The organism is Pseudonocardia sp. CA-142604 (assembly GCF_050948475.1).
GTDB lineage: Bacteria > Actinomycetota > Actinomycetes > Mycobacteriales > Pseudonocardiaceae > Pseudonocardia > Pseudonocardia alaniniphila.
This window is the reverse complement of sequence record NZ_CP192045.1, coordinates 8,483,113-8,507,796: the sequence shown is the minus strand read 5'-3', so window position 1 is coordinate 8,507,796 and position 24,684 is coordinate 8,483,113. Positions and strand designations below refer to the sequence as shown.

Annotated in this window: 26 protein-coding genes; 23 read left to right on the top strand and 3 right to left on the bottom strand. The window is 70.4% G+C overall.

Annotated elements, in window-relative coordinates:
• The 7 genes from thrC (at position 1) to ACQPZQ_RS38500 (ending at position 7,748) form a co-directional block, all read left to right on the top strand.
• Entirely contained in the window at positions 1 to 1,065 is a 1,065-nt protein-coding gene (thrC, locus tag ACQPZQ_RS38530; protein ID WP_433289318.1) for a threonine synthase, read from the top strand.
• Between the two features lie 79 nt (positions 1,066 to 1,144).
• Positions 1,145 to 2,047, top strand: a complete 903-nt coding sequence (thrB, locus tag ACQPZQ_RS38525; protein ID WP_433289316.1) for a homoserine kinase — start codon at positions 1,145 to 1,147, stop codon at positions 2,045 to 2,047.
• 388 nt (positions 2,048 to 2,435) lie between these two features.
• Positions 2,436 to 4,586, top strand: a complete 2,151-nt coding sequence (gene rho, locus ACQPZQ_RS38520; RefSeq protein ID WP_433299565.1) for a transcription termination factor Rho — start codon at positions 2,436 to 2,438, stop codon at positions 4,584 to 4,586.
• 129 nt (positions 4,587 to 4,715) lie between these two features.
• Complete coding sequence (gene rpmE, locus ACQPZQ_RS38515) at positions 4,716 to 4,937, top strand: 50S ribosomal protein L31 (RefSeq protein ID WP_433289314.1); 222 nt, start codon at positions 4,716 to 4,718, stop codon at positions 4,935 to 4,937.
• A 161-nt stretch (positions 4,938 to 5,098) separates the two neighbouring features.
• A complete protein-coding gene (prfA, locus tag ACQPZQ_RS38510; protein ID WP_433289312.1) occupies positions 5,099 to 6,163 on the top strand; it encodes a peptide chain release factor 1 in 1,065 nt (354 codons plus the stop codon).
• Positions 6,164 to 6,212: 49 nt separating this feature from the next.
• Positions 6,213 to 7,091, top strand: coding sequence for a peptide chain release factor N(5)-glutamine methyltransferase (prmC, locus tag ACQPZQ_RS38505; RefSeq protein WP_433289310.1), 879 nt, complete (start codon positions 6,213 to 6,215; stop codon positions 7,089 to 7,091).
• A gap of 9 nt (positions 7,092 to 7,100) precedes the next feature.
• The gene (locus ACQPZQ_RS38500) at positions 7,101 to 7,748 is read left to right on the top strand and encodes an L-threonylcarbamoyladenylate synthase (protein ID WP_433289308.1); all 648 of its coding nucleotides are present in this window, start codon (positions 7,101 to 7,103) and stop codon (positions 7,746 to 7,748) included.
• On the opposite strand, the gene ACQPZQ_RS38495 is transcribed toward ACQPZQ_RS38500, so the two are convergent.
• Positions 7,738 to 8,463 (bottom strand): TetR/AcrR family transcriptional regulator, encoded by a 726-nt coding sequence (locus tag ACQPZQ_RS38495; RefSeq protein WP_433289306.1) that lies wholly within the window; start codon positions 8,461 to 8,463, stop codon positions 7,738 to 7,740. The genes ACQPZQ_RS38500 and ACQPZQ_RS38495 overlap by 11 nt on opposite strands.
• Before the next feature lie 102 nt (positions 8,464 to 8,565).
• On the opposite strand from ACQPZQ_RS38495, the gene glyA reads away from it, so the two are divergent.
• The 12 genes from glyA (at position 8,566) to ACQPZQ_RS38435 (ending at position 19,559) form a co-directional block, all read left to right on the top strand.
• Positions 8,566 to 9,876 (top strand): serine hydroxymethyltransferase, encoded by a 1,311-nt coding sequence (gene glyA / locus ACQPZQ_RS38490; protein ID WP_433289304.1) that lies wholly within the window; start codon positions 8,566 to 8,568, stop codon positions 9,874 to 9,876.
• A 28-nt stretch (positions 9,877 to 9,904) separates the two neighbouring features.
• Positions 9,905 to 11,053 (top strand): glycosyltransferase family 4 protein, encoded by a 1,149-nt coding sequence (locus ACQPZQ_RS38485; RefSeq protein WP_241035857.1) that lies wholly within the window; start codon positions 9,905 to 9,907, stop codon positions 11,051 to 11,053.
• Positions 11,050 to 11,490 (top strand): hypothetical protein, encoded by a 441-nt coding sequence (locus tag ACQPZQ_RS38480; protein WP_433289302.1) that lies wholly within the window; start codon positions 11,050 to 11,052, stop codon positions 11,488 to 11,490. The genes ACQPZQ_RS38485 and ACQPZQ_RS38480 overlap by 4 nt, the downstream gene beginning before the upstream one ends.
• Before the next feature lie 476 nt (positions 11,491 to 11,966).
• Positions 11,967 to 12,764, top strand: coding sequence for a F0F1 ATP synthase subunit A (atpB, locus tag ACQPZQ_RS38475; RefSeq protein ID WP_433289300.1), 798 nt, complete (start codon positions 11,967 to 11,969; stop codon positions 12,762 to 12,764).
• Between the two features lie 68 nt (positions 12,765 to 12,832).
• Complete coding sequence (gene atpE / locus ACQPZQ_RS38470) at positions 12,833 to 13,039, top strand: ATP synthase F0 subunit C (protein WP_241035860.1); 207 nt, start codon at positions 12,833 to 12,835, stop codon at positions 13,037 to 13,039.
• Between the two features lie 39 nt (positions 13,040 to 13,078).
• The gene (locus ACQPZQ_RS38465; protein ID WP_241035861.1) at positions 13,079 to 13,639 is read left to right on the top strand and encodes a F0F1 ATP synthase subunit B; all 561 of its coding nucleotides are present in this window, start codon (positions 13,079 to 13,081) and stop codon (positions 13,637 to 13,639) included.
• Positions 13,639 to 14,469, top strand: coding sequence for a F0F1 ATP synthase subunit delta (locus ACQPZQ_RS38460; RefSeq protein WP_433289298.1), 831 nt, complete (start codon positions 13,639 to 13,641; stop codon positions 14,467 to 14,469). Before ACQPZQ_RS38465 ends, ACQPZQ_RS38460 begins: the two co-directional genes overlap by 1 nt.
• A 52-nt stretch (positions 14,470 to 14,521) precedes the next feature.
• Positions 14,522 to 16,180 (top strand): F0F1 ATP synthase subunit alpha, encoded by a 1,659-nt coding sequence (atpA, locus tag ACQPZQ_RS38455; RefSeq protein WP_433289296.1) that lies wholly within the window; start codon positions 14,522 to 14,524, stop codon positions 16,178 to 16,180.
• 13 nt (positions 16,181 to 16,193) lie between these two features.
• Positions 16,194 to 17,225 carry a F0F1 ATP synthase subunit gamma gene (locus ACQPZQ_RS38450; protein WP_433289294.1) on the top strand — a complete coding sequence of 344 codons (1,032 nt, stop codon included), beginning with the start codon at positions 16,194 to 16,196 and terminating at the stop codon, positions 17,223 to 17,225.
• Entirely contained in the window at positions 17,225 to 18,673 is a 1,449-nt protein-coding gene (atpD, locus tag ACQPZQ_RS38445; protein ID WP_433289292.1) for a F0F1 ATP synthase subunit beta, read from the top strand. The genes ACQPZQ_RS38450 and atpD overlap by 1 nt, the downstream gene beginning before the upstream one ends.
• Positions 18,674 to 18,705: 32 nt before the next feature.
• Positions 18,706 to 19,089 (top strand): F0F1 ATP synthase subunit epsilon, encoded by a 384-nt coding sequence (locus ACQPZQ_RS38440; RefSeq protein WP_433289290.1) that lies wholly within the window; start codon positions 18,706 to 18,708, stop codon positions 19,087 to 19,089.
• A gap of 20 nt (positions 19,090 to 19,109) precedes the next feature.
• Positions 19,110 to 19,559 carry a DUF2550 domain-containing protein gene (locus ACQPZQ_RS38435; RefSeq protein ID WP_241036028.1) on the top strand — a complete coding sequence of 150 codons (450 nt, stop codon included), beginning with the start codon at positions 19,110 to 19,112 and terminating at the stop codon, positions 19,557 to 19,559.
• 13 nt (positions 19,560 to 19,572) lie between these two features.
• Here ACQPZQ_RS38435 and ACQPZQ_RS38430 read toward each other — a convergent pair whose 3' ends face one another.
• Positions 19,573 to 20,166: a cob(I)yrinic acid a,c-diamide adenosyltransferase gene (locus ACQPZQ_RS38430; RefSeq protein ID WP_433289288.1), complete on the bottom strand. Its 594-nt coding sequence runs from the start codon at positions 20,164 to 20,166 to the stop codon at positions 19,573 to 19,575.
• 50 nt (positions 20,167 to 20,216) lie between these two features.
• Positions 20,217 to 20,957 carry an SDR family NAD(P)-dependent oxidoreductase gene (locus ACQPZQ_RS38425; protein WP_433289286.1) on the bottom strand — a complete coding sequence of 247 codons (741 nt, stop codon included), beginning with the start codon at positions 20,955 to 20,957 and terminating at the stop codon, positions 20,217 to 20,219.
• Positions 20,958 to 21,055: 98 nt separating this feature from the next.
• Here ACQPZQ_RS38425 and ACQPZQ_RS38420 point away from each other — a divergent pair, with 98 nt between their 5' ends.
• From ACQPZQ_RS38420 to ACQPZQ_RS38405, 4 genes are all read left to right on the top strand, one after another.
• Positions 21,056 to 21,667: a TetR/AcrR family transcriptional regulator gene (locus tag ACQPZQ_RS38420; protein ID WP_433289284.1), complete on the top strand. Its 612-nt coding sequence runs from the start codon at positions 21,056 to 21,058 to the stop codon at positions 21,665 to 21,667.
• A 31-nt stretch (positions 21,668 to 21,698) separates the two neighbouring features.
• Complete coding sequence (gene murA / locus ACQPZQ_RS38415; protein ID WP_433289282.1) at positions 21,699 to 22,967, top strand: UDP-N-acetylglucosamine 1-carboxyvinyltransferase; 1,269 nt, start codon at positions 21,699 to 21,701, stop codon at positions 22,965 to 22,967.
• 87 nt (positions 22,968 to 23,054) lie between these two features.
• The gene (locus tag ACQPZQ_RS38410; protein WP_433289280.1) at positions 23,055 to 23,717 is read left to right on the top strand and encodes a DedA family protein; all 663 of its coding nucleotides are present in this window, start codon (positions 23,055 to 23,057) and stop codon (positions 23,715 to 23,717) included.
• Between the two features lie 124 nt (positions 23,718 to 23,841).
• On the top strand, positions 23,842 to 24,663 hold the full coding sequence (locus ACQPZQ_RS38405) for a DUF1206 domain-containing protein (RefSeq protein WP_433289278.1): 822 nt from the start codon (positions 23,842 to 23,844) through the stop codon (positions 24,661 to 24,663).
• Positions 24,664 to 24,684 lie beyond the last annotated feature (21 nt).

Here is a 24,684-nt window from a genome sequence, read left to right as displayed (position 1 = left end):
ATGAAAGCGACCCGGTGGCCCGGCGTGATCGAGGCCTACCGGGAGCGGATGCCCGTCGAGCCCGGCTGGACGGTGGTGACGCTCGGTGAGGGTGGCACGCCGCTGCTGCCTGCTCCGCACCTGTCCCGGCGCACCGGCTGCGAGGTCTTCCTCAAGGTCGACGGCGCCAACCCGACGGGGTCGTTCAAGGACCGCGGGATGACGGTGGCGGTCACCGACGCGCTGGCCCAGGGCAAGAAGGGCGTGCTGTGCGCGTCCACGGGCAACACGTCGGCATCGGCCGCCGCCTACGCCGCGAGGGCCGGTCTGACCTGCGCGGTTCTCGTCCCGCAGGGCAAGATCGCGCTCGGCAAGCTGGCTCAGGCCGTGGCGCACGGCGCGCGGATCCTGCAGATCGACGGCAACTTCGACGACTGCCTCGAGCTCGCCCGCAAGACGGCGGCCGACTACCCCGTCGCCGCGCTGGTCAACTCGGTGAACCCCACCCGGATCGCGGGCCAGGCGAGCGCCGCGTACGAGATCTGCGACGAGCTGGGCCGTGCCCCCGACGTGCACTGCCTGCCCGTCGGCAACGCCGGCAACATCACCGCCTACTGGGCGGGCTACAGCGCCTACCGCGCCGACGGCCTGATCGGTGCGGCGCCCCGGATGTTCGGCTACCAGGCGGAAGGCGCCGCTCCGCTCGTGCACGGCGCCCCGGTCCGGCATCCGGAGACGATCGCCACGGCCATCCGGATCGGCGCACCGGCGTCCTGGGCAGCAGCCGTCACAGCCCGTGACGAATCGGGCGGGCAGTTCGCCGCGGTCTCCGACGACGAGATCCTCGCCGCGTACCGCCTGCTGGCTGCGCACGAAGCCGTGTTCGTGGAGCCGGCGTCCGCGGCGAGCGTGGCGGGACTCCTGCAGTCGGCGGGCGACGGCACGCTGCCGCGCGGGTCGCTCGTGGTGTGCACCGTCACCGGCCACGGTCTGAAGGACCCCGACACGGCGCTGCTCGCGGCGCCCGAGCCCACCGTTGTGCCCATCGATCCGGGCGCCGTGGCCGACGCACTGGAGCTGCGATGAGCGTCGGTGCCCGCGCCGGAGAAGTGACATTCATGACGTTTTGGGCCGGCGCAGGCGCCGCGCCACCGGGGTCGCGCTGATGGGCAGGCCTGGCGAGGTCCGAATCCGCGTACCCGGCTCGTCGGCGAACCTCGGGCCCGGGTTCGACTCGTTCGGCCTCGCGCTCGCGCTGCACGACGACGTCGAGGTCTCGGTCACGTCCGGGGGCGTCGAGGTCGAGATCGAGGGGGAGGGGGCCGGTCAGGTCCCCTGCGACGAGGCGCACCTGGTGGTGCGTGCCATGCGTGCCACGTGGAACATCGTCGGAGATGCCCCGCCGGGCCTGCGGATGCGATGTCGCAATGCGATTCCCCATTCCCGCGGGCTGGGTAGTTCGGCAGCGGCCGCGGTCGCGGGCGCCGCCGCGGCCGTCGTGCTCGCCGGGCGTGACCTTGAGCTGGAGCGCGAGACGGTGCTGCAGGTCACGGCCGGGATGGAGGGCCATGCCGACAACGCAGCGGCCAGCCTCTACGGCGGCTTCGTCGTCGCCTGGGAAACCTCCGGGAATATCTCCGAGCGGTTTCACGCTGTAAAGCTCGAGTCGCATCCGGGGATCCACCCGGTTGCACTCATCGCGGGAAGAGAATCGTCCACCAGCGCCACGCGAGGGCTTCTGCCCGATCACGTACCGCTGCGGGACGCCGCCTTCACCGGCAGCCGCACCGCGCTCGCCGTTCTGGCGTTCACCCAACGGCCTGACCTGCTGCTGCCGGCCACAGAGGATCGTCTGCACCAGGGCTACCGGCGTCCGGCTTATCCGGAGTCGTCCCGCCTGGTGGACGCGCTGCGCGAGCGGGGAATCCCCGCCGCGATCTCCGGCGCCGGGCCGTCCGTGCTGGCACTGACGGCCGACGGGACTCTGCCCGAGGGCCTGGACCTGCACGGGTTCAGGGCCGTCGCACTGCCCGTCGACGACGCCGGGGCCACGATCGAGATCGGGTAGCCCCTTCCCACAGCTGCCGTCCGGCGCGTCGAGCAGGGGGGTTGTTGCCGCACCGAGGGGTGAACGTCTACTCTCGGCACCGCAACGGCGATCCACGCGTCATCCGTGTGGCCACTCGAGCCGGAATCTTCGTATCCGTTGGATCACTTCTGATTTCGACCCGGGCAGCCTTCAGTCGCGACCGTCGCGCCGATCGCCGCCCCTGCCTGTCGGGGCGGCCGCGCTCCCGCGATCCGTTGACCGACATGTCGTCCGGCGCACCGTCCGGGCGAGTGTGTGAATCCCGCTGACCAGTGGATTTTGGTCAGGAAGGACATCAGTGAGCGAGACCGATCTCGTCAGCACCGAGACAGCCCCTGCACCGCGTAAGCGCGGTGGACTGACCGGCATGGTGCTGGCGGAGCTCCGCCAGCTCGCCGGGGAGCTCAACATCCCCGACACCGCCGGCATGCGCAAGGGCGACCTGATCGCCGCCATCAAGGAAAAGCAGGGCGGCGCTCCCGCCCGCAAGCCGGCCGCCGCGCAGCTCTCGCTGCCGGACAACTCCGTGCCCGCCGCCGCCGGCACGGACGCTCCCACGGTCGCCGACGCTGCCAGCACCAACGGTGCTGCGCAGGCCGAGGCCGCCCCGGCCGCCGCCGCCCCGCCCACCCGGCGCCGTCGCACCGCGTCGCGCCCGGCCGGCGCGCCCGACGTCACCACCGCTGTGGAGGCGCCTGCCCCCAACGGCAGCCCGATCGCGAACGGCGGCCCAGTGGTGACCGCCCCGGCCGTCGACGCGGCACCCGCGGTCGAGGCGACCAACGGCGTCGCGCCTGCGATCGACAGCACGCCCGCCCCGAGCACCGCCCCGGCGGAGGCCCCCGCGGCCGACGCCGAGAGCGACACGGGCAGCCGCCGCAGCCGGCAGAGCCGGCGCAACCGCGGTGGTGAGCAGGGCGGCGAGACCACGGCCGACTCCACCGCACCCGTCTCCACCGAGAGCCCGGCCGAGGAGCGCCAGTACAACCGCACGCGCGATGGCCGCGACGACCGCGGTGACAACCGCGGCGACACGCGCCCCGACCGCGGCGAGAGCCGTAACGACCGGGCCGAGCGCAATGACCGTGGCGATCGGGGCGAGAACCGCAACGATCGTGGCGAGAGCCGCAACGACCGGGGCGACCGTTCGGACAACCGCACGGACGGCAACCGGTCGGGGGGCCGTCCCGACAACCGTTCGGACAACCGCGCCGACAACCGCGGTCCGCGCGACAACCGGCCCGACGACGATGACGACGACGGCGACGGCCGTGGCCGGCGTGGCCGCCGGTTCCGGGACCGTCGCCGGGGCCGCGACCGGGAGCGCCCCGGCAGTGGCCAGGGCGGTCAGGGCAACGTCGACACCGAGGTGCGCGACGGCGACGTGTTGCTACCCGTCGCGGGCATCGTCGACATCCTCGACAACTACGCGTTCGTGCGCACCACCGGCTACCTGTCCGGCCCCACGGACGTCTATGTGTCGCTGTCGATGGTCCGCAAGTACGGGCTGCGCCGCGGTGACGCGATCACGGGCGCCGTGCGCGAGCCCCGCGAGGGCGAGCAGTCCCGGCAGAAGTTCAACCCGCTGGTGCGCGTCGACTCGATCAACGGCCAGGACCCGGAGAGCGCCCGGAACCGGCCGGAGTTCACCAAGCTCACCCCGCTCTACCCGAACGAGCGGCTGCGCCTGGAGACCGAGCCGCACAAGCTCACCACGCGCGTGATCGACCTGGTGATGCCGGTCGGCAAGGGCCAGCGTGCACTGATCGTGTCGCCGCCCAAGGCGGGCAAGACCACGATCATGCAGAACATCGCCAACGCGATCACCACCAACAACCCGGAGTGCCACCTCATGGTCGTCCTCGTGGACGAGCGGCCTGAGGAGGTCACCGACATGCAGCGGTCGGTGAAGGGCGAGGTCATCGCGTCCACGTTCGACCGGCCGCCGACCGACCACACCACGGTCGCGGAGCTGTCGATCGAGCGGGCGAAGCGCCTGGTCGAGATGGGTCACGACGTGGTCGTGCTCCTCGACAACATCACGCGCCTCGGCCGGGCCTACAACCTGGCGGCGCCCGCGTCGGGCCGGATCCTCTCCGGTGGTGTCGACTCCACGGCGCTGTACCCGCCGAAGCGGTTCCTCGGCGCGGCGCGCAACATCGAGGACGGCGGCTCGCTGACGATCTTCGCCACGGCGCTCGTCGAGACCGGGTCCACGATGGACACAGTGATCTTCGAGGAGTTCAAGGGCACCGGCAACGCCGAGCTCAAGCTCGACCGCAAGATCGCCGACAAGCGCGTGTTCCCGGCCATCGACGTCGGTGACTCCGGCACGCGTAAGGACGAGCTGCTGCTCTCGCCCGACGAGCACGCCGTCATGGTCAAGCTCCGCCGGGTCCTGGCGGCCCTGGACGACCAGCAGGCCATCGACCTGCTGCTCACCCAGCTCCGCAAGACGCGCACCAACATCGAGTTCCTGATGCAGGTGGCGAAGAGCACCCCTGGCGCCGACGACTGATACACCCCGCCACCCGGACCGCCCGCGGGAATCCGCAGGCGGGCCGGGTGGTTGAATGAACTGTCACGCTCCGGTTCCGGTTCACCTCGCGATTCGCGGGGACCCGGCGCCATATCGAGAGGAACCAACGTGCGCTCCGGCATTCACCCCGAGTACGTCGAGACGCAGGTCACCTGCGGCTGCGGCAACCAGTTCACCACGCGCAGCACCAAGGCCAACGGAAACATCACCGTCGAGGTCTGCTCCGCCTGCCACCCCTTCTACACCGGCAAGCAGAAGATCCTCGACTCCGGCGGTCGCGTCGCGCGCTTCGAGGCCCGTTACGGCAAGCGCGCCGGCAAGAAGTCCTAGCGTCGTCGACGGCGCCCACCTGTCTTGGTGGGCGCCGTCCGCATGTTCGCAGCAGCAGGGGAGATCGCGAGACGGACGGGAGGGGCGATGAGCGAGCTTGCGAGCGAATCATCGACACAGCGCCTCCGCGAAGCGCCGACCGAGCGCAGCGAGGGCATGCGATGAGTACACCAGCGGTGGAAGCGGTGCTTGCGGAGCACGCTGAGCTGGAGCTGCGGCTCGCCGACCCGGACGTCCACGCCGACGCGGCCACGGCACGCAAGCTCGGCCGTCGCTACTCGCAGATCGGCCCGATCGTCGCCGTCGCCCGTGAGCTGGCCTCGGTCCGCGAGGACGAGGCCGCGGCGCGTGAGCTCGCGGCCGAGGACCAGAGCTTCGCCGCCGAGGCCGACACGCTGGCCGCCCGGATCCCGGATCTGGAGCGGCGCCTGGCAGAGCTGCTCGTGCCGCGCGACCCCCACAACGGCGACGACATCGTGCTGGAGGTGAAGTCCGGCGAAGGCGGCGAGGAGTCGGCGCTGTTCGCGGGCGACCTCGTTCGGATGTACCTGCGCTACGCCGAGCGCCGTGGCTGGGCCACCGAGATCCTCGACGCCGTGCCGTCCGACCTGGGCGGATACAAGGACATCACGCTCTCGGTCCGGTCCCGCACACCGGAGGCCGACGGGGTCTGGTCGGCGCTGAAGTTCGAGGGCGGCGTCCATCGCGTGCAGCGCGTGCCGGTCACCGAGTCGCAAGGCCGTGTGCACACCTCCGCGGCCGGCGTGCTCGTCTACCCGGACACCGGTGACGACGCCGCCGTCGAGGTCGACGAGAACGACCTCCGCATCGACGTGTTCCGGTCCTCGGGCCACGGCGGCCAGAGCGTCAACACCACCGACTCGGCCGTGCGGATCACGCATCTGCCCACCGGCATCGTCGTGAGCTGCCAGAACGAGCGGTCGCAGCTCCAGAACCGGGCGCGGGCGATGGAGGTGCTGCGGTCGCGGCTGCAGGCGCTCGCCGAGGCGGAGGCAGCGGCCCAGGCCTCGGCGGATCGACGGTCGCAGGTGCGCACCGTCGACCGGTCCGAGCGGATCCGCACCTACAACTACCCGGAGAGCCGGATCTCCGACCACCGCGTCGGCTACAAGGCCCACAATCTCGCCGCCGTCCTCGACGGCGATCTCGACGATCTCTTGGCCGCGCTCGCAGCGGCCGAGCGCGCGGAGGCGGTGGGCGCGTGAGGTCGCGGTCCACCACGGCCCACCCGCAACCAGGGGGAAGGGGCGGGGCGTGACCAGGCAACCGTTGCGGCTGGCGATTCTGGAGGCCGAGCGCACGCTCGCCGCTGCGGGGATCGACTCGCCGCGCGTCGACGCCGAACTCCTCGCCGCCCACGTCGTCGGTGTCGACCGGGGCCGGTTGCTCCTCCAGCCGCTCGTGGACCCACCGGTGGTGGAGGAGCTGCGCCAGCTCGTGGAGCGACGGGCCGCCCGCGAGCCGCTGCAGCACCTGCTCGGCACGGCCGTGCTCGGTCCGGTCACCGTTGCGGTCGGGCCCGGCGTGTTCATCCCACGTCCCGAGACCGAGCTGCTGCTCGAATGGGGCCTGCACGCGATCGCCGACGTCCCGTCCCCGCTGGTGGTGGACCTGTGCACGGGGTCGGCCGCGCTCGCGCTCGGTGTGGCCGCGTGCCGCCCGGACGCCGTGGTGCACGCCGTCGAGGCCGATTCCGTCGCGCTGACGTGGGCACAGCGCAACATCTCCGCCCACGTGAACGCCGGTGGCGCCCCGGTCACGCTGCACGCGGCCGACGTCCGCTGGACCGACCTGCTCGTCGAGCTCGAGTCACACGTCGACCTGGTGTTGTGCAACCCGCCCTACGTTCCCGACGGCACGCCGCTGCCGCCCGAGGTGGCCGGCTGGGACCCACCGGACGCCGTGTACGGCGGCCCCGACGGTCTGGAGATCATCCGCGCGGTCATCGCCGCCTCGGCCGGGCTGCTGCGCTACGGCGGCTGCCTCGGCATCGAGCACGACGACACCCACGGCGAGATCGTGCCCGCGCTGCTGCGCCGTCGCCGGGTGCTCACCGACGTCGAGGAGCACCACGACCTCGCAGGCCGTCCCCGTTTCGCCACCGCGCGGCGCCGCGCCGTCGGCGCCTCGTAGGCTCCGGTCGTGGCAACCACCTACGACTGCAGCGACCCGGACGCCCGCGTCGAGGGACTCGCCGCCGCAGCCCGCACCGTACGAGGCGGCCGGCTGGTCGTGCTCCCCACCGACACCGTCTACGGGATCGGCTGCGACGCGTTCAGCAGCACCGCCGTGCGCTCACTGCTCGCGGCGAAGAGGCGCGGCCCGGACATGCCCGTGCCGGTGCTCGTGGGCTCCTGGTCCACCATCGACGGACTGGTGCTCGGAGTGCCGAAGACGGCGCGTGACCTGATCGAGGCGTTCTGGCCGGGCGGGCTGTCGATCGTGCTCCCGCACGCACCGTCGCTCGACTGGGACCTCGGGTCCACCAAGGGCACCGTGATGCTGCGGATGCCGCTGCACCCCGTGGCGCTCGAACTGCTGCGCGATGTCGGCCCCATGGCCGTGTCCAGCGCGAACGTGTCGGGCTCGCCGCCCGCGGCCTCGGCAGCCGAGGCGCAGGCCCAGCTCGGTGACTCCGTCGCCGTCTACCTCGACGGCGGGCCGTCCGGTGAGCCCATCGCCTCCACGGTGGTCGACCTCACGGGTGATGACCCGCGGGTGCTGCGCGAGGGCGCTGTCAGCACGGCTGCTGTGGCCGAGGTGCTCGGCCGCGAGGTCATCACGGTGTAGCCGCCGGCCGGCCTTCCTCCTGGGGGAGGCCGACCATCGTGGCCAGCCGCTCCACGGCGTCGTCGAAGTAGCGCGTGCGGTCGTCCACCACGTTGTTGGTGTGGCCGAAGAGCTCGAAGCTGATCAGTCCGAACAACGTCGTCCAGGCCAGCACCACCCGGGCCGCCAGCGACGAGTTCGGCTCCTCGATCGGCAGCCCGACGCTGACGGCGAGGCCGGGTGTGAGTGTCGCGTCGGCGCCGGTGGCGTCCGCGGCAGGATCGACCACGCCCGAGTCCACGCCGTCGGCGATCACCCGGCTCAGGGCCTCCCCGACGCGCGCCGCCGGGCCGATGGTGGACTCCGGTGCCGCGTATCCGGGCACCGGTGAGCCGTAGACCAGGGCGTACTCGTGGGGATGGGCCAGCGCCCACTCCCGTGTCGCAGTGCAGACGGACCTGAAGCGAGCACGGAGGTCGGTGCGGGGTACGGCGCGCTCGGCCTCCTCGGCGTCGGCGCCGAGCGCGTCGTAGGCGTCGACGATCAGGGTGGTGAGCAGTTCGTCGCGGCTGGGGAAGTACCGGTAGACCGCGGAGGAGGCCATGCCGAGCTCGCGGGCGACGGCCCGTAGCGAGAGTGCGGAGGCGCCCTCGGAGGCGAGGTGCCGACGGGCCACGTCGACGATCTCGCGAGTCAGTTCGGCGCGCACGCGGGCGCGGGTACCGGCAGCGACCATGCGGGGAGTCTGACATGGTTTACAGAGCATCGGCAACAAGTGTGAACAGTGCTCTTGGTGCCGGGATGGGCCGACAGACAGGTCCGGGTACCGTTGTCAAGCGTGAGCGAGCGCAGCCAGCAGAGCCCTGAGCAGCACACCCCGTTCTGGGGCCCGGACTTCGACGCGTTGCAGCACCAGGATCCCGAGATCGCGGGAGTGATGCTCGACGAGCTGAGCCGGTTGCGCGGCGGACTGCAGCTCATCGCGAGCGAGAACCTCACGAGCCCCGCGGTGCTCGCTGCCCTCGGCTCGACGCTCTCCAACAAGTACGCCGAGGGGTACCCCGGCCGGCGCTACTACGGCGGCTGCGAGGTCGTCGACCGCGCGGAGGAGATCGGCAACGCCCGCACCCGCGAGCTCTTCGGTGCCGACCACGTCAACCTGCAGCCGCACTCCGGCGCATCGGCGAACTTCGCGGTGTACGCGGCTTTCACGCAGCCCGGCGACACCGTGCTCGCGATGGACCTCAAGCAGGGTGGCCACCTCACCCACGGCAGCAAGGTCAGCTTCTCCGGCAAGTGGTTCAACGCCGTGTCCTACACGGTGCGCGAGGACTCGGAGCTGATCGACTACGACCAGGTGCGCGACCTGGCCCGCGAGCACCAGCCGAAGATGATCATCGCCGGCGCCACGGCGTACCCGCGGCTGATCGACTTCGCCGCCTTCCGGGAGATCGCCGACGAGGTGGGCGCGAAGCTCATGGTCGACGCCGCCCACTTCATCGGCCTGGTGGCCGGTAAGGCGATCCCGTCGCCGGTTCCGTTCGCCGACGTGGTCACGGCCACCACGCACAAGGTGCTGCGCGGCCCGCGCGGCGGCATGATCCTCGCCCGCGCCGAGCACGCGAAGGCGATCGACAAGGCCGTCTTCCCGTTCTCCCAGGGCGGTCCGCTCATGCACGCCATCGCCGCCAAGGCCGTGGCCATGAAGGAGGCGGCACAGCCGGAGTACCAGGCGTACGCCGCGCAGGTGATCGCCAATGCGCAGGCCCTGGCCAAGAGCCTCGAGGCGGAGGGCATGCGCGCCGTCTCCGGCGGCACCGACACCCACCTGGCGCTGGTCGACCTGCGGCCCATCGGTGTCACGGGTGACCAGGCCGAGACCCGTTGCGACGCCGCGCGGATCACGCTCAACAAGAACGCCATCCCGTACGACCCCGCCCCGCCGCTGAAGCCGTCGGGCCTGCGGGTGGGCTCGCCGAGCGTCACCACGCAGGGGATGGTCGAGTCCGACATGGCGGAGATCGGCGCTCTGTTGGGCCGCGCCGTGCGGGCCGAGCACGGCACCTCGGCGGGCGACGCCGAGCTGGCCGACGTGGCCGAGGCGGTCAGCACCCTGGTGGCGCGCGCTCCCGCGTACCCGCGGCCCTGATCCCCGCCGGCTGCCCGAGAAGATCGTCGTGGTCCCCACGTTCGTCCTGCCGATCCGGGAGTACCTCCTCACGGGGTTGACGGCGGCCGTGGTCACGTTCCTGCTCGTCGGCCCGGTGCGGGTGCTCGCGCTCCGCTTGGGCGCCGTCGCGTGGCCGCGTGGACGAGACGTCCACGTCACGCCCACCCCTCGCTGGGGTGGGCTGGCGATGCTCGGCGGCGTGCTTGCCGGCGTCGGCATGGCCTACCAGCTGCCCGCCCTGCGCCTCGCGTTCGACAACAACGCGTACGAGATGGTCGGCGTCTTCGGCGCCGCCGTGCTGCTGGCCGCCGTCGGCGCACTCGATGACCGCTACGAGCTCGACGCGCTCACGAAGTTCGCCGGTCAGACCACCGCGGCCGGCATCCTGGTGATCTTCGGCGTGCAGTGGACCGTGTTCTACGTCCCGTGGGGTGGTGGTGGCACGGGCGTCTCCGGGTCGCTGCTGATCCTCGGCCAGGAGCAGGGCGTGGTCCTGACCGTGCTGGTCACGGTGGCGCTCGTGAACGCGATGAACTTCGTCGACGGTCTCGACGGGCTGGCGTCGGGCATCGGGCTGATCGCCGCCGCGGCCACGGGCCTGTTCGCGATCGGGCTGGTGCAGCGGGTGGGCAACGACCCGTCCGCGTACTCGCCCGCTCTCATCGCGGCCGTGCTCGCCGGGGCGTGCCTCGGCTTCCTGCCCCACAACTTCAACCCGGCCCGGATCTTCATGGGTGACTCGGGGTCGATGCTGATCGGTCTGCTGCTCGCCGCCGCCACCACGAGCGCCTCCGGGAAGATCTCGATCATCGGTGCCGACGGGAGCGATGTGCTGGCGTTGTTCGCGCCGCTCTTCGTGCTCGCGGCGGTGGTGTTCGTCCCGCTGCTGGACCTGCTCATGGCGGTGGTCCGGCGCACGCGCAAGGGCATGAGCCCGTTCTCGCCCGACAAGATGCACCTGCATCACCGGCTGCTCGAGATCGGCCACAGCCAGCGGCGCGCGGTGCTCCTGATCTACCTGTGGGCGGGAGTGCTGGCGTTCGGGGCGGTGGCGCTGGCGCTGATCGACGACCCGTTCATCGTGTTGTGGGCGGTGGGGATCGGCCTGGTCGTGGCCGTGCTCGCCACCGCGATTCCGAGAGTGAGGGCCAGATGACCGATCCCGATCCACCGGTGAAGGACGCTCCACACGTCGCGTCCGTGCTGAAGCTCGCGGCCGCGATGCAGCGCAACGCCGTGATCCTGGCGGTGATCGTCGCCGTGGCGTCGATCGTCGTGGCCACGCTGATGCGCGGAACACCGGGGGCGATCGGTGCGGTGGTCGGCTCGGTCGTCGCCGGCGGCCTGGGCTGGATCGGCACCTTCGTGATGTCGAGGACGGCCAGGGCGGCGCCTGCCGGAGTCATGATCGGCGCCATGACCGCTTTCACCGGCAAGGTCGGTTTCCTGCTGGTGTTCCTGCTGCTGTTCCGGGGCACCACGCTCTTCGACAACCAGGCTTTCGCGTTCACGATGCTCGCCGTGACCGCGGCGTGGATCATCGGCGAGGTCGTCGGGTTCGTGCGCACACGCATCCCGGCCGTGGATCTCTGAGCGTCACCGGATCGAGTGACAGCGTAGTGTGACCGGAATCTCTCTGAGTCGCCCGTCACTCCCCGTTAAGGTTCTACACGCGATAGAGCCACGTCGCCGTCGCTTCCGGGACACCGGAGCGGGCGTCGACGCGACGGGAGTCGTCCGCCGAGGTCATCCCTGGTAAACCAGCGCTAACTCTCCTGATATGGTCCTCTGCGATGGAGCCGGGCCAGTCGCGCGGAGGCGGCAAGCAACCGCCGCCCCCGGGCGATGCTTGGACCGCTCTGTCCTACCTGCTGTCCGGATTCTTCCTGTTCGGGGGGATCGGATGGGGGTTGGACGCACTGTTGGGTACCCGAGCGTTCACGCCGATCGGACTGCTGTTCGGCGGGGCGGCCTCGATGTACTTGATCTACATCAGGTACGTTAAGTCCTGATCGTCACGATTCTGCCGACCCGGGCCACCCGGTCGACGGAACCGGAAGGAGCATTGGGTGACCATCCTGGCCACCGCCCCACCACCTCCAGGCCCCAATCCGGGCTTCGAGTCACCGGGTGTCGCCGACTTCCAGCTACCGCCGATCTTCGGGTCTGTCACGAAGCCGGTACTGGAACTCGTACTCGCAGCGATCATCGTGTTCGCGTTCTTCATGTACACGGTGCGGGGCGGAGCCCAGCTCGTCCCGAGCAAACGGCAGTTCCTCGGCGAGTCCTTCCACGGCATCGTGCGGAACACCATCGCGCGCGACAACATCGGGCCGGAGTTCCTGAAGTTCGTCCCGTTCCTCACCACGTTGTTCGCCTTCATCCTGGTGAACAACCTGTTCGGGATCGTGCCGTTCATCCAGTTCCCCACCTTCGCGCACCCCGGTATGCCGTACGCACTCGCCGGCGTTGTCTGGCTGCTCTACAACTACGTCGGGCTTCGCAAGCACGGTTTCGTCGGCTACATGCGGGTGTCGACGTGGCCGCCGGATGTGCCGTGGTGGGTGCGCATCATCCTCACGCCGATCGAGTTCCTCTCGAACATCCTGCTGCGGCCCGTCACGCTGTCGCTGCGACTCTTCGGCAACATGTTCGCCGGCCACCTGTTGCTGCTGGTGTTCATCCTCGGTGGTGAGTACATGCTGGTGTACTCCCAGTCGATCGTTCTCCAGATCCTCTCCCCGGCCGCCTTCGCGCTCGGCATCGTGTTCACGCTCTTCGAGGCCTTCATCCAGGTCGTGCAGGCCTACATCTTCACGATCTTGACGGCCTCGTACCTCGGCGCGGTACTCGCCGACGACCACTAGGTCGCCCCGCTCCCACGAACTGACGGGTCCGCGGGACGTACCGCGGACCGGACGGAAGGAAAAGTTCAATGATCACCGGCAACCTGAACGTCATCGGGTACGGCCTCTCCGCCATCGGCCCGGGTATCGGCGTCGGCATCGTCTTCTCCGCATTCATCAACGGTGTCGCCCGCCAGCCGGAGGCCCGCGGCCAGCTGCAGGGCATCGCGTTCATCGGCTTCGCTCTCTCCGAGGCGCTCGCCATCCTGGGCCTCGTGCTCGCGTTCGCGTTCTAGTCACACGTCGAGCGCCCACAAGGCGAGGAGACACATCTCATGACATATGTGATCGCTGCGGAGGGGCCGAGCCCGCTCGCTCCCCATCCGGTCGAGATCATCGTCGGCCTGATCGCGTTCTTCCTGCTCTACTGGCTGCTGCGGAAGTACGCATTCCCGCAGTTCGAACAGGTCTACGCCGAGCGCAAGGACAAGATCGAGGGCGGGCTGAAGCGGGCCGAAGAGGTCCAGCAGCAGGCCGATGAGCTCAAGCGGCAGTACGAGGAGCAGCTCGCCGGGCTGCGGGCCGAGGCCGCCCGGATCCGCGACGACGCACGCGCCGAGGGCCAGCAGATCAAGGCCGAGCTGCGGGCGCAGGCCGAGGAAGAGGCCGCGCGCATCCGTCAGCGGGCCGATGAGCAGATCGTCGCGCAGCGCGAGCAGGTCGTGCGCCAGCTCCGTGGCGAGATCGGCGGCCTGTCCGTGCAGCTGGCGGAACGCATCATCGGTGCGTCCCTCGCCGATGACGCACGTCGGTCGGCCACGATCGACGCGTTCCTCGCCGAGGTCGACGGTCTCGCGGATCGTCGTGAGACCACCCCGGCGGGCGGGGCGAGCTGATGGCCGCCGTCCTGCAGGCGGCCAGCCGGGAGTCGCTGGCTGCGGCGATGCAGCGGCTCAACGCCTACGTGGACACCGCCGATGCCCCTGCGTTGAACACGATGGGCGACGAGCTGTTCGCGTTCGCCCGGCTCATCGCCACCGAGCGGCCGCTGCGGCGCCTCCTCGCCGACCCGTCCACGCCGGAGCAGGCCCGGATCGGGCTCGTCGGGCAGGTGCTCGGCGGGAGGCTGGGAACGCCCACGCTCGACTTCGTCAAGGGGCTCGTGACCTCACGCTGGTCGCAGTCGTCCGACCTGGTCGAGGCGGCCGAGGCGCTCGCCCGCCAGGCCACGCTCGCCGTGGCCGAGAAGGACGGCACTCTCGACAACGTCGAGGACGAGCTGTTCCGGTTCGGCCGGATCCTCGACCGCGAGCCGCAACTGAACACGCTGCTCTCCGAGGAGAGCACGCCGGTCGAGGGACGCCTCCGCCTGCTGGAGCAGGTGCTCGGCAACCGGGTCTCCCCGGTCGCCGCGGCGCTGCTGCGCCAGACCGTGCGTCTGCTTCGCAGCAGGCACCTCGACGTGGTTGCCGAAGAGCTGGCGGAGCTGGCAGCGGCGCGCCGCGACCGGTCGGTCGCGCGGGTCACCGCACCGATCGCGCTCAGCAGCCAACAGGAGCAGAAGCTCACCGACTCGTTGAGCCGGCTCTACGGGCGGCCGATCTCCCTGCAGATCGAGCTGGACGAGAGCCTGCTGGGCGGACTGGTCGTGCAGGTCGGCGGCGAGGTCATCGACGGCAGCGTCGCGGGCAAGCTGGCCGCCGCCCGCCGCGCACTGCCGAGCTGACCGCCGGCCCAGAGACGTTTAACCGACCGAGATGAAGGAACAGACGACAGCCATGACAGAGCTGACGATCTCCTCCGAGGAGATCCGGAGTGCGATCTCCAGCTACGTCTCCTCGCTGGAGACGGAGACGTCCCGCGAAGAGGTGGGGCACGTCTCCGACGCCGGCGACGGCATCGCCCACGTCGAGGGCCTGGCCTCGGCGATGACGAACGAGCTCCTCGAGTTCCACGGTGGTGTGCTCGGTGTCGCCCTGAACCTCGACGTCCACGAGATCGGCGCGGTGATCCTGGGCGACTACGCCCACATCGAGGAGGGCCAGTCGGTCAAGCGCACCGGCACCGTCCTCTCGGTGCCGGTCGGAGACAAGTTCCTCGGCCGCGTCGTCGACTCGCTGGGCAACCCCCTGGACGGGCTCGGCGACATCGAGGCCGAGACGCAGCGCGTGCTGGAGCTGCAGGCTCCGTCCGTGATGCAGCGGCAGGAGGTGAGCGAGCCCCTCCAGACCGGCATCAAGGCCATCGACGCCATGACGCCGATCGGCCGCGGGCAGCGCCAGCTCATCATCGGCGACCGCAAGACCGGCAAGACGGCGGTCTGCGTCGACACGATCATCAACCAGAAGCAGAACTGGGCCACCGGCGACCCGAAGCAGCAGGTGCGCTGCATCTACGTCGCGATCGGGCAGAAGGGCTCCACGATCGCCGGTATCCGGCAGTCGCTGGAGGACGCGGGCGCGCTGGAGTACACGACGATCGTCGCGTCCCCGGCCAACGACCCGGCCGGCTACAAGTGGATCGCTCCCTACACCGGCTCCGCGCTCGGGCAGCACTGGATGTACCAGGGCAAGCACGTCCTGATCGTCTTCGACGACCTGTCCAAGCAGGCCGAGGCCTACCGCGCGATCTCGCTGCTGCTGCGGCGCCCGCCGGGCCGCGAGGCCTACCCCGGCGACGTCTTCTACTTGCACTCCCGCCTGCTGGAGCGCTGCGCGAAGCTCTCCGACGACCTGGGCGCCGGCTCGATGACGGGTCTCCCGATCATCGAGACGAAGGCCAACGACGTGTCGGCCTACATCCCCACCAACGTCATCTCGATCACCGACGGCCAGGTGTTCCTGGAGTCCGACCTGTTCAACCAGGGCGTCCGGCCGGCGATCAACGTCGGTATCTCGGTCTCCCGCGTCGGTGGCGCCGCCCAGGTGCGGGCGATGCGCCAGGTGTCGGGCTCACTGCGACTGGACCTGTCGCAGTACCGCGAGCTCGAGGCGTTCGCCGCCTTCGGCTCCGACCTGGACGCGGCGTCCGCGGCGGCGCTGGGCCGAGGCGCTCGCCTCGTGGAGCTGCTCAAGCAGCCGCAGTACCAGCCGCAGGCCGTGGAGGACCAGGTCGTCTCGATCTTCCTGGGCACGCGCGGACACCTCGACTCGGTGCCGGTGGGTGACATCCGCCGCTTCGAGCAGGACTTCCTCGACCACGTTCGGCGCAACCACGAGGGTATCGTCGGCGAGATCCGTGACACCGGGAAGCTGTCCGACGAGCTCGCCGAGCGCATCACCGAGGTCGTGAAGGAGTTCAAGCAGTCCTTCACCGCGTCGGATGGTTCGTCTGTGGCACCGAAGGAAGCTGCGGCCGAGGCACTCGACGAGGACGAGGTCGACCGCGAGACGGTCAAGGTCAACAAGCCCGCTCCGTCCGGCAGCTCCTCAGAGTAGGCGGAGAACAACAATGGCGGCACAGATTCGCGTGCTGCGGCGGCGGATCCGGTCGACGCAGTCCATCAAGAAGATCACTCGTGCCATGGAGCTGATCGCGACCTCTCGCATCGCCAAGGCACGCGCCAGAGTCGAAGAGGCCAAGCCGTACGCCGAGCAGATGACGGCGGTGCTCACCGAGCTGGCGAACAACTCGGCGCTCGACCACCCGCTGCTCGTCGAGCGGGAGAACGCCAAGCGTGCCGCGGTCCTGGTGGTCACCAGCGACCGCGGGCAGGCAGGCGGCTACAACGCCAACGTGCTCAAGGAGGCGGAGCAGCTCCAGTCGCTGCTGCGTGAGCAGGGCAAGGAGCCGGTGCTCTACGTCATCGGCCGCAAGGGCGTGAACTACTTCCGGTTCCGCCGTCGCGAGGTCGAGGCCTCCTGGACCGGGTTCTCCGAGCAGCCGCGGTACGCGGATGCGGCGGAGGTGGCCCAAACGCTCGTCGCGGCGTTCATGGCCGGAGCCGGCAACGGCGACGCAGGCCAGTCCGCGGAGAGCGCCGACGGTGCCGACGCGGAGAACGCCGCCGCGGACGTGCGGGCGGTCGACGAGCTGCACCTCGTGTACACGCAGTTCAAGAACATGGTCACGCAGACGCCGCAGGCGCGGCGGATGGCGCCGATGGAGGTCGAGTACGCCGGCAGCGAGACCGAGCGGCTCGTCGAAGGCGAGACCGTCGGCCGCACGGCAGAGGACACCGCGGTGCAGGCCACGACCGAGGTCCGCTCGCTGTACGAGTTCGAACCCGACGCCGACACCCTGTTCGATGCGCTGCTGCCCAAGTACGTCGGGGCCCGGCTGTTCGCAGCGCTGCTCGAGTCGGCGGCCTCGGAGTCGGCGGCCCGCCAGCGGGCCATGAAGGCCGCCACGGACAACGCGAACGAACTGATCCGTACCCTGACACTGCAGGCCAACCAGGCTCGTCAGGCTCAGATCACCCAGGAGATCAGTGAGATCGTCGGTGGCGCCGACGCTCTCGTCAGCGCAGGAAGTGAGAACTGATGACCGCCACCGCTGATACCGGCACCCCATCCGCGTCGACCCAGGGCAGGACCGGGCGGGTCGTGCGGGTCACCGGCCCGGTCGTCGACGTCGAGTTCCCGCGCAACGAGGTACCGGAGCTCTACACCGCGCTCACGGTCGACGTGAAGATCGGTGACCTGGACCGGACGCTGACCCTGGAGATCGCCCAGCACCTCGGGGACAACCTGGTGCGTGCCATCTCCATGCAGCCCACCGACGGCCTGATCCGCGGCCAGGAGGTCACCGACCTCGGCCGTCCGATCTCGGTGCCGGTCGGTGACCAGGTCAAGGGGCACGTGTTCAACGCGCTCGGTGACTGCCTCGACAAGCCCGACCTGGAGATCACGGGCGAGCTGTGGAGCATCCACCGCCAGGCGCCCTCCTTCGACAAGCTCGAGGGCCGCACCGAGATGCTGGAGACCGGCATCAAGGTGATCGACCTGCTCACCCCGTACGTGCAGGGCGGCAAGATCGGGCTGTTCGGCGGTGCGGGCGTGGGCAAGACGGTGCTCATCCAGGAGATGATCACCCGTGTCGCCAAGAACTTCGGTGGTACGTCGGTGTTCGCCGGCGTCGGCGAGCGCACCCGTGAGGGCAACGACCTCATCACGGAGATGACCGAGTCCGGCGTCATCAACGACACCGCCCTGGTCTTCGGGCAGATGGACGAGCCTCCGGGCACGCGTATGCGGGTGGCCCTGTCTGCGCTCACCATGGCGGAGTACTTCCGCGACGAGCAGGACCAGGACGTGCTGCTCTTCATCGACAACATCTTCCGGTTCACGCAGGCGGGCTCCGAGGTGTCCACGCTGCTCGGCCGCATGCCGTCCGCGGTGGGGTACCAGCCCACCCTGGCCGACGAGATGGGCGAGCTGCAGGAGCGCATCACCTCCACCCGTGGTCGGTCGATCACGTCGATGCAGGCGATCTACGTGCCCGCCGACGACTACACCGACCCGGCGCCCGCCACCACGTTCGCGCACCTCGACGCCACCACGGAGCTCTCCCGGCCGATCTCCCAGAAGGGGATCTACCCGGCCGTGGACCCACTGACGTCGACGTCCCGGATCCTCGACCCGCAGTACATCGGCGAGGAGCACTTCCGGGTCGCCAACGAGGTGAAGCGGATCCTGCAGAAGTACTCCGACCTGCAGGACATCATCGCGATCCTCGGTATCGACGAGCTCTCCGAGGAGGACCGCCAGCTCGTGGGCCGCGCGCGGCGCATCGAGCGGTTCCTCTCGCAGAACCTGCTGGTCGCCGAGCAGTTCACCGGCCAGGCGGGCTCCACGGTGCCGCTCAAGGAGACCATCGAGGCCTTCGACAAGATCGCCAAGGGAGAGTTCGACGACGTCCCGGAGCAGGCGTTCTTCCTCTGCGGCGGCCTCGAGGACCTCGACAAGAACCGCAAGAAGCTCGAGGGCTGATCAGTGGCTCCAGCACGAGCGAGGAGTACGCATTGGCCGAGATGAGAGTCGAGCTGGTCGCCGTCGAGCGCCGGATCTGGTCGGGTGACGCCAACTTCGTGCTCGCCCGCACCACCGTCGGCGAGATCGGCGTGCTGCCCGGGCACGAGCCCACGCTCGCGCAGCTGGAGGAGGCCGGCATCGTGCGCATCGACGGCACAGACGGCAGATCCACCACGCTCGCGGTGCACGGCGGCTTCCTCTCGATCACACCGGAGAGCGTCACGGTGCTGGCCGAGTTCGCCGAGAGGGCCGAGGAGATCGACGTAGCGCGGGCCCGCGCCGCGCTGGACCGGGCGAACACGTCCGAGCCAGACGGTGCGGCTGCCGCGGCGCGGGCAAACGTGCGGCTGAAAGCCGCCGGCGCGGCCGAGTAGCAGGAGCCGCGTTGGGGGCGATGGCACTGGGCGTCGGCATCCTGCTGCTGATCGCCTGCCTCGGCCTCACGTACCTGGCTGTCCGGCGTGTACGACTCATGCGGGGCGGCGGCGTGGACGTGTTCCTACGCCGCCGCCCCGCTGCCGGTTCCTGGGCCGGGTCCGGCGACGGAGCCGGATGGCACTTCGGTGTCGGGCGCTATCAGGGCAACCAGCTCGCCTGGTTCCGCCTGACGTCCTTCCGCCCCGGCCCCACGGTGTTCGTCGACCGCACGGACTTGGAGATCGTGGACCGGCGCACCCCGTCGAGCACCGAGGTCTACCTTCTCCCGCCGTCGGCGTCCGTGCTGCGTTGCCGCGTGCGCGGCACAGAGCTGGAAATCGCGATGGCCCAGGGCGTGCTCACGGGCTTCCTGTCATGGCTCGAGGCCACACCGCCCGGCCGGACGGGCTATCGCCAGGCCTCGTAGGCCGTGCGCCCGGTTACCGGCTGTCTGCTGAGCCGCCCTGCGGCCCGCCCGGCTGCCACAGCACGTCACCGTCCGGGTTGGCCGCCCTGCCGAGGATGAACAGCAGGTCGGAGAGCCGGTTGAGGTACTTCGCCGTGAGCGGGTTGGTGTGCTCGGCGTCGACCTCGAGCAGGGCCCAGACCGAGCGTTCGGCTCGCCGGGCGACCGTCCGGGCGACGTGCAGATACGCCGCTCCCGGGGTGCCGCCCGGAAGGATGAACGAGTCGAGCTTCGGCAGTCCCTCGTTGAACTCGTCGCACCAGCCCTCCAGCCGGGCGATGTAGTCCTCGGTGATGCGCAGCGGCGGGTACTGCGGGTTCTCGACGATCGGGGCGCACAGGTCCGCACCCACGTCGAACAGGTCGTTCTGTACCTGGCTCAGGGGGACCAGCAGCTCGTCGGTGAGCCCGCCGACCGTGACGGCGACGCCGATCGCGGCATTGCACTCGTCGGTGTCGGCATAGGCCGCGAGCCGCACGTCGGTCTTGCGCACACGGCTGAAGTCGCCGAGCGCGGTGGTGCCGTCGTCGCCGGTCTTCGTGTAGATCCTGGTCAGGTGCACCGCCATGAACGCAGCTTAGTGTCGCGCCGCTGCGGCGCCGTGCCGTCATGCGGCTGTCATGCGTTGGCCCCGGAGTCGACGAGCAGCGCCGCGCCGGTGATCGTGCGCCCGTCCTCACCTGCCAGGTGGGCGACGGTTGCCGCGACGTCGTCGGGGGACTGGTACCGGCCGAGCGCGGTCTGCGCACGCTGGGCGTCGGCATGGGGTGAGTCGGCCGGGTTCATGTCGGTGTCGGTCGAGCCGGGGTGCACGACGTTGACGGTGATCCCGCGGGGGCCGAGCTCACGGGCGAGCCCCCGGGTGAGGCCGGTGAGTGCCGATTTGGTCATCGCATAGAGCGTGATGCCGGGCCGGCCGACGAACTCGGCCAGGTTGCTGCCGATGTTGATGATCCGCCCACCCCGGCCGAGGTACGGGGATGCCGCCTGTGCCGCGACGAAGGCCGCCCGGACGTGCACGGCGATGGCTCGGTCGAGCTCCTCCGCGTCGACCTTCTCGAACGGGCCGAAGGGAAAGATTCCCGCGTTGTTGACGAGAACGTCGAGGCGCCCGAGCCGTTCGACGGTCGTGTCGACGGCGGCCGTGACGGCCGTGGGATCGGCGCTGTCCGCGTGGATCGCGAGACCGCGCCGACCCAGGCTCTCGATCTCGCGCACCACCGCTGCGGCGCGCTCCTGCGAGCTCACGTAGGTGAGCGCTACGTCGGCGCCGTCGCGGGCCAGCCGCAGCGCGATCGCTGCGCCGATGCCACGGCTGCCGCCGGTCACCAGTGCCACCCGGCCTCTGAGGTCGCTCATCCCCGTCTCCATTCTGTAGTGATTGCTAAAGAAGTCTGGCGCGTGCGGCCGCCGGTGGTCAAGGGGTATTTTGAGGGATCGCTACAGAAAGGGTGCCGATGACGGAGCGAGGGCGTCCCCGCGGCTTCGACCGGGCCGAGGCCCTCCACCGCGCGATGGAGGTGTTCTGGGAGCACGGCTACGACGGCACGTCCATCGGTGAGCTGACCGTTGCGATGGGGATCCGCCCACCGAGCTTGTACGCGGCGTTCGGGAGCAAGGAGGCCCTGTTCCGCGAGGCTGTGGCGCTCTACGAGGAGCAGGAGGGCGATCCGACGCTCCGGGCGATGTGCGACGCGCCCACCGCGGCGGCCGGCGTGGAGGCACTCCTGCGGGCCAACGTGCTCGCCTACACCGACCCGGGCAAGCCGACCGGCTGCATGATCGTGCTGGCCGCCACCACGTACACGCCCAGCACGGCAGGGATCCGCGACTTCCTCGCCGAGCAGCGGCGGTCGGCCACCGCGGCGGTGCGTGACCGGCTCGCCAGGGGCCAGGCCGACGGGGACGTGCCGCCCGGCGCGGACATCGACGCGTTGGCAGCGTATGTGAGCACCGTGCAGTTCGGGATGTCGTTGCAGGCGCGTGACGGCGCCACCCGCGAGGAGCTGTCCGCCGTGGTGAACCGGGCGATGCTCGCTGTCGAGCACCTGGTACGGCCGACCGCGTAGCGTTCGGGGCCACCGGATAGCGTCGGCGTTCGTGGCAGAGCATTTCGCGGTCAACGGGGGCGCCCGGCTCGCCGGCGCCGTCGACGTGGTCGGAGCGAAGAACAGCGTGCTGAAGCTGATGGCGGCGGCGCTGTTGGCGGAGGGCACCACGACGCTCCGCAACTGTCCGGAGATCCTCGATGTCCCACTCATGGCCGACGTGTTGCGCAGCCTCGGCTGCACCGTCACCGTCAAGGGGGACACGGTCACCATCGACGTTCCGGCCGAGCCGGGCGCGCAGGCCGACTACCGGTCGGTGTCGAAGCTGCGGGCGTCGGTGTGCGTGCTCGGTCCGCTCGTCGCCCGGTGCCGCCGGGCGATCGTGCCGCTCCCGGGTGGTGACGCCATCGGCTCCCGCCCGCTCGACATGCATCAGGCCGGTCTGCGCAAGCTCGGCGCTACCACCGAGATCGAGCACGGGCGCGTGGTCGCCCAGGCCGACGAGCTGCGCGGCGCGCAGATCTGGCTCGACTTCCCCAGCGTCGGCGCCACCGAGAACATCCTGATGGCCGCCGTGCTCGCCGACGGCACCACGGTGATCGACAACGCGGCCCGCGAGCCGGAGATCGTCGACCTGTGCACGATGCTCCAGCAGATGGGCGCCAAGATCGACGGTGTCGGCACCTCCACGCTCAGCGTGCTCGGCGTCGCCGGTCTGCAGCCCGCCGAGCACCGCGTGATCGGCGACCGCATCGTCGGCGCCACCTGGGCGTTCGCCGCGGCGATGACTCGCGGTGAGGTGACGGTGCGCGGCGTGGACCCCCACCACATCGACCTGGTGCTCGACAAACTGCGCACCGCGGGTGCCGACACCGTGGTCGGCACCGAGGAGTTCACCGTCCGGATGGACCAGCGCCCCACGGCCGTCGACTTCGTGACGCTGCCCTTTCCGGGGTTCGCCACCGACCTCCAGCCGATGGCGATCGCGCTGTCGGCCGTCGCCGAGGGCACCTCGATGATCACGGAGAACGTGTTCGAGGCCCGGTTCCGGTTCGTCGACGAGATGGTGCGGCTCGGCGCGGACGCACGCACCGACGGCCACCACGCCGTGGTGCGGGGCGTCGACCGGCTCTCGAGCGCGCCCGTGTGGGCCAGCGACATCCGGGCCGGGGCAGGGCTCGTGCTCGCCGCGCTGTGTGCCGACGGCCAGACCGAGGTGTGGGACGTCGAGCACATCGACCGCGGTTACCCGCGGTTCGTCGAGAACCTGCGTGGGCTCGGTGCCGACATCCAGCGCGTCGAGGGCGAACCGAACCGGTAGCCACCCAGGGTTGAACCGGGGGTCATCCCCACCCCGGTTCAGGGCGCTGCCCGGATGGGTCGGGCGGGCCTGCCGCACCAGGCTGTGATGGTGATCAGCGACTGGCTCGGTTCCTTCTTCGCAATGATCGACGCAATGCCTGCATGGCAGCTCTACGGCGTCGTCGGCCTGATGCTCGTCATGGAGACGTCGGTGCTGATCGGGCTCGTCACGCCAGGGGAGGTGGTCCTGCTCGCGGCGGCCACCACGGTAGGCAGCGCCGGCGAGTACGTCGCACTGGCCGGCGTCGCGGCGGCCGCGAGCATGGTCGGGCAGAGCGGCGGCTACCTGCTCGGCAGGCAGTTCGGTCCGCGGATCAGGCTGAGCCGGCCCGGCCAATGGATCGGGGAGCACAACTGGGTGCGCGCCGAGGCGGTGCTGCGGGGCGGCACCGGGCGTGCGATCGCCGGCTCACGGTTCCTCGCGGTGGCGCACTCACTGGTGCCCGTGCTGGCCGGGACGCTGCGGATGCCCGTGCGCCGGTTCGCGCTCTACACGGCGCTGGGAGCCGTCTTGTGGGGCGTGGTCTACGTCGGGCTGGGCAGCGCGGCCTCCGCGGCGCTGCGCCACGCGGCGCACCTCGTCGGGCCGACCGTGACAGGGGTGGCGGTTGCCGCGGTGGTCGCCGTGCTGGTCGTCCGGGCGGTGCGCAAGCGGCGGGCGGAGTCCGCCGCCCGCGCGTCGCTGCTCCAGGAAACGGGTAGCCGGTGAACCGCATGCGATGGCGGGCCGGGTAGCGCAGGTGGGTCACGTCGGCGGCGCGGATGGAGTAACAGCCGCTGCGTCGGGGCGGCTTCCGTGCGACGGTGCGCCGGTCTCACGGAGAGGATCAACCATGACGAGCGCCGCCGAGTCGACGAGCCGGTCCGCCAGGCAGGCCGCGAACAGCCGGGCCGTGAAGATCGGCGCCCGGCTGGGCATCGGCGCGTACGGCGTCACCCACATCCTGATCGCGGTGCTGGCCCTGCAGGTGGCGTTCGGCAACCGCGGGGAGCGGGCCGACCAGACCGGCGCCTTCCAGGACCTCGCGCAGCAGCCGTTCGGTCGGGTGCTGCTGTGGGTGGTGGTCATCGGGTTCGTTGCCGTGGTGCTGTGGCGACTCGAACAGGCGATCTGGGGCTTCACCTACGAGTCCGACCGTACGAAGAAGCTCCGCAATCGCGTGACGAGCGCCGGCAACGCGGTGGTCTTCGCGGTACTGGCGGCGCTGGCCGCGATGACGGCAGCGGGAAGCGGTGGCGGCGGCGGTGGCGGCCAGGGGGCCACCGCGGGGGTGCTCGGGCTGCCCGGCGGGCAGCTCATCGTCGGCGCGGTCGGGATCGGGATCGTCGTGGTGGGCGCGGTCAAGATCGTCGAGGGAGGCCAGAAGAAGTTCCTCGAGGACATGAGCCTGCCGGCGAGCACTGCCCAACGTGCGACCGTGGAGCGCACCGGGCAGGTCGGGTCGGTCGCCAAGGGGATCACGATCGCGCTCATCGGGGTGCTCGTCGTGATCGCGGCGGTCCGGTTCCGGCCCGAGGAGGCGTCCGGGCTGGACGTCGCACTCAAGACGCTCGCCGCTCAGCCGTTCGGGCCCTACCTGTTGGCCGTGATCGCAATCGGGCTCGCCGCCTACGGCGTCTTCTGCTTCTTCGACGCGCGTTACCACCGCGTCTAGGTCGGAATGATCGCTGCGAGA

What these genes read in the sequence shown, in the direction of transcription:
- thrC (WP_433289318.1), top strand. Translation starts at nt 1, where the DNA reads ATGAAAGCGACCCGGTGGCCCGGCGTGATCGAGGCCTACCGGGAGCGG.
- thrB (WP_433289316.1), top strand. Translation starts at nt 1,145, where the DNA reads ATGGGCAGGCCTGGCGAGGTCCGAATCCGCGTACCCGGCTCGTCGGCG.
- rho (WP_433299565.1), top strand. Translation starts at nt 2,436, where the DNA reads ATGGTGCTGGCGGAGCTCCGCCAGCTCGCCGGGGAGCTCAACATCCCC.
- prfA (WP_433289312.1), top strand. Translation starts at nt 5,099, where the DNA reads ATGAGTACACCAGCGGTGGAAGCGGTGCTTGCGGAGCACGCTGAGCTG.
- ACQPZQ_RS38495 (WP_433289306.1), bottom strand. Translation starts at nt 8,463, where the DNA reads ATGGTCGCTGCCGGTACCCGCGCCCGCGTGCGCGCCGAACTGACTCGC.
- ACQPZQ_RS38480 (WP_433289302.1), top strand. Translation starts at nt 11,050, where the DNA reads ATGACCGATCCCGATCCACCGGTGAAGGACGCTCCACACGTCGCGTCC.
- atpE (WP_241035860.1), top strand. Translation starts at nt 12,833, where the DNA reads ATGATCACCGGCAACCTGAACGTCATCGGGTACGGCCTCTCCGCCATC.
- ACQPZQ_RS38465 (WP_241035861.1), top strand. Translation starts at nt 13,079, where the DNA reads ATGACATATGTGATCGCTGCGGAGGGGCCGAGCCCGCTCGCTCCCCAT.
- ACQPZQ_RS38460 (WP_433289298.1), top strand. Translation starts at nt 13,639, where the DNA reads ATGGCCGCCGTCCTGCAGGCGGCCAGCCGGGAGTCGCTGGCTGCGGCG.
- atpA (WP_433289296.1), top strand. Translation starts at nt 14,522, where the DNA reads ATGACAGAGCTGACGATCTCCTCCGAGGAGATCCGGAGTGCGATCTCC.
- ACQPZQ_RS38450 (WP_433289294.1), top strand. Translation starts at nt 16,194, where the DNA reads ATGGCGGCACAGATTCGCGTGCTGCGGCGGCGGATCCGGTCGACGCAG.
- atpD (WP_433289292.1), top strand. Translation starts at nt 17,225, where the DNA reads ATGACCGCCACCGCTGATACCGGCACCCCATCCGCGTCGACCCAGGGC.
- ACQPZQ_RS38435 (WP_241036028.1), top strand. Translation starts at nt 19,110, where the DNA reads ATGGCACTGGGCGTCGGCATCCTGCTGCTGATCGCCTGCCTCGGCCTC.
- ACQPZQ_RS38430 (WP_433289288.1), bottom strand. Translation starts at nt 20,166, where the DNA reads ATGGCGGTGCACCTGACCAGGATCTACACGAAGACCGGCGACGACGGC.
- ACQPZQ_RS38425 (WP_433289286.1), bottom strand. Translation starts at nt 20,957, where the DNA reads ATGAGCGACCTCAGAGGCCGGGTGGCACTGGTGACCGGCGGCAGCCGT.
- ACQPZQ_RS38420 (WP_433289284.1), top strand. Translation starts at nt 21,056, where the DNA reads ATGACGGAGCGAGGGCGTCCCCGCGGCTTCGACCGGGCCGAGGCCCTC.
- ACQPZQ_RS38410 (WP_433289280.1), top strand. Translation starts at nt 23,055, where the DNA reads ATGGTGATCAGCGACTGGCTCGGTTCCTTCTTCGCAATGATCGACGCA.
- ACQPZQ_RS38405 (WP_433289278.1), top strand. Translation starts at nt 23,842, where the DNA reads ATGACGAGCGCCGCCGAGTCGACGAGCCGGTCCGCCAGGCAGGCCGCG.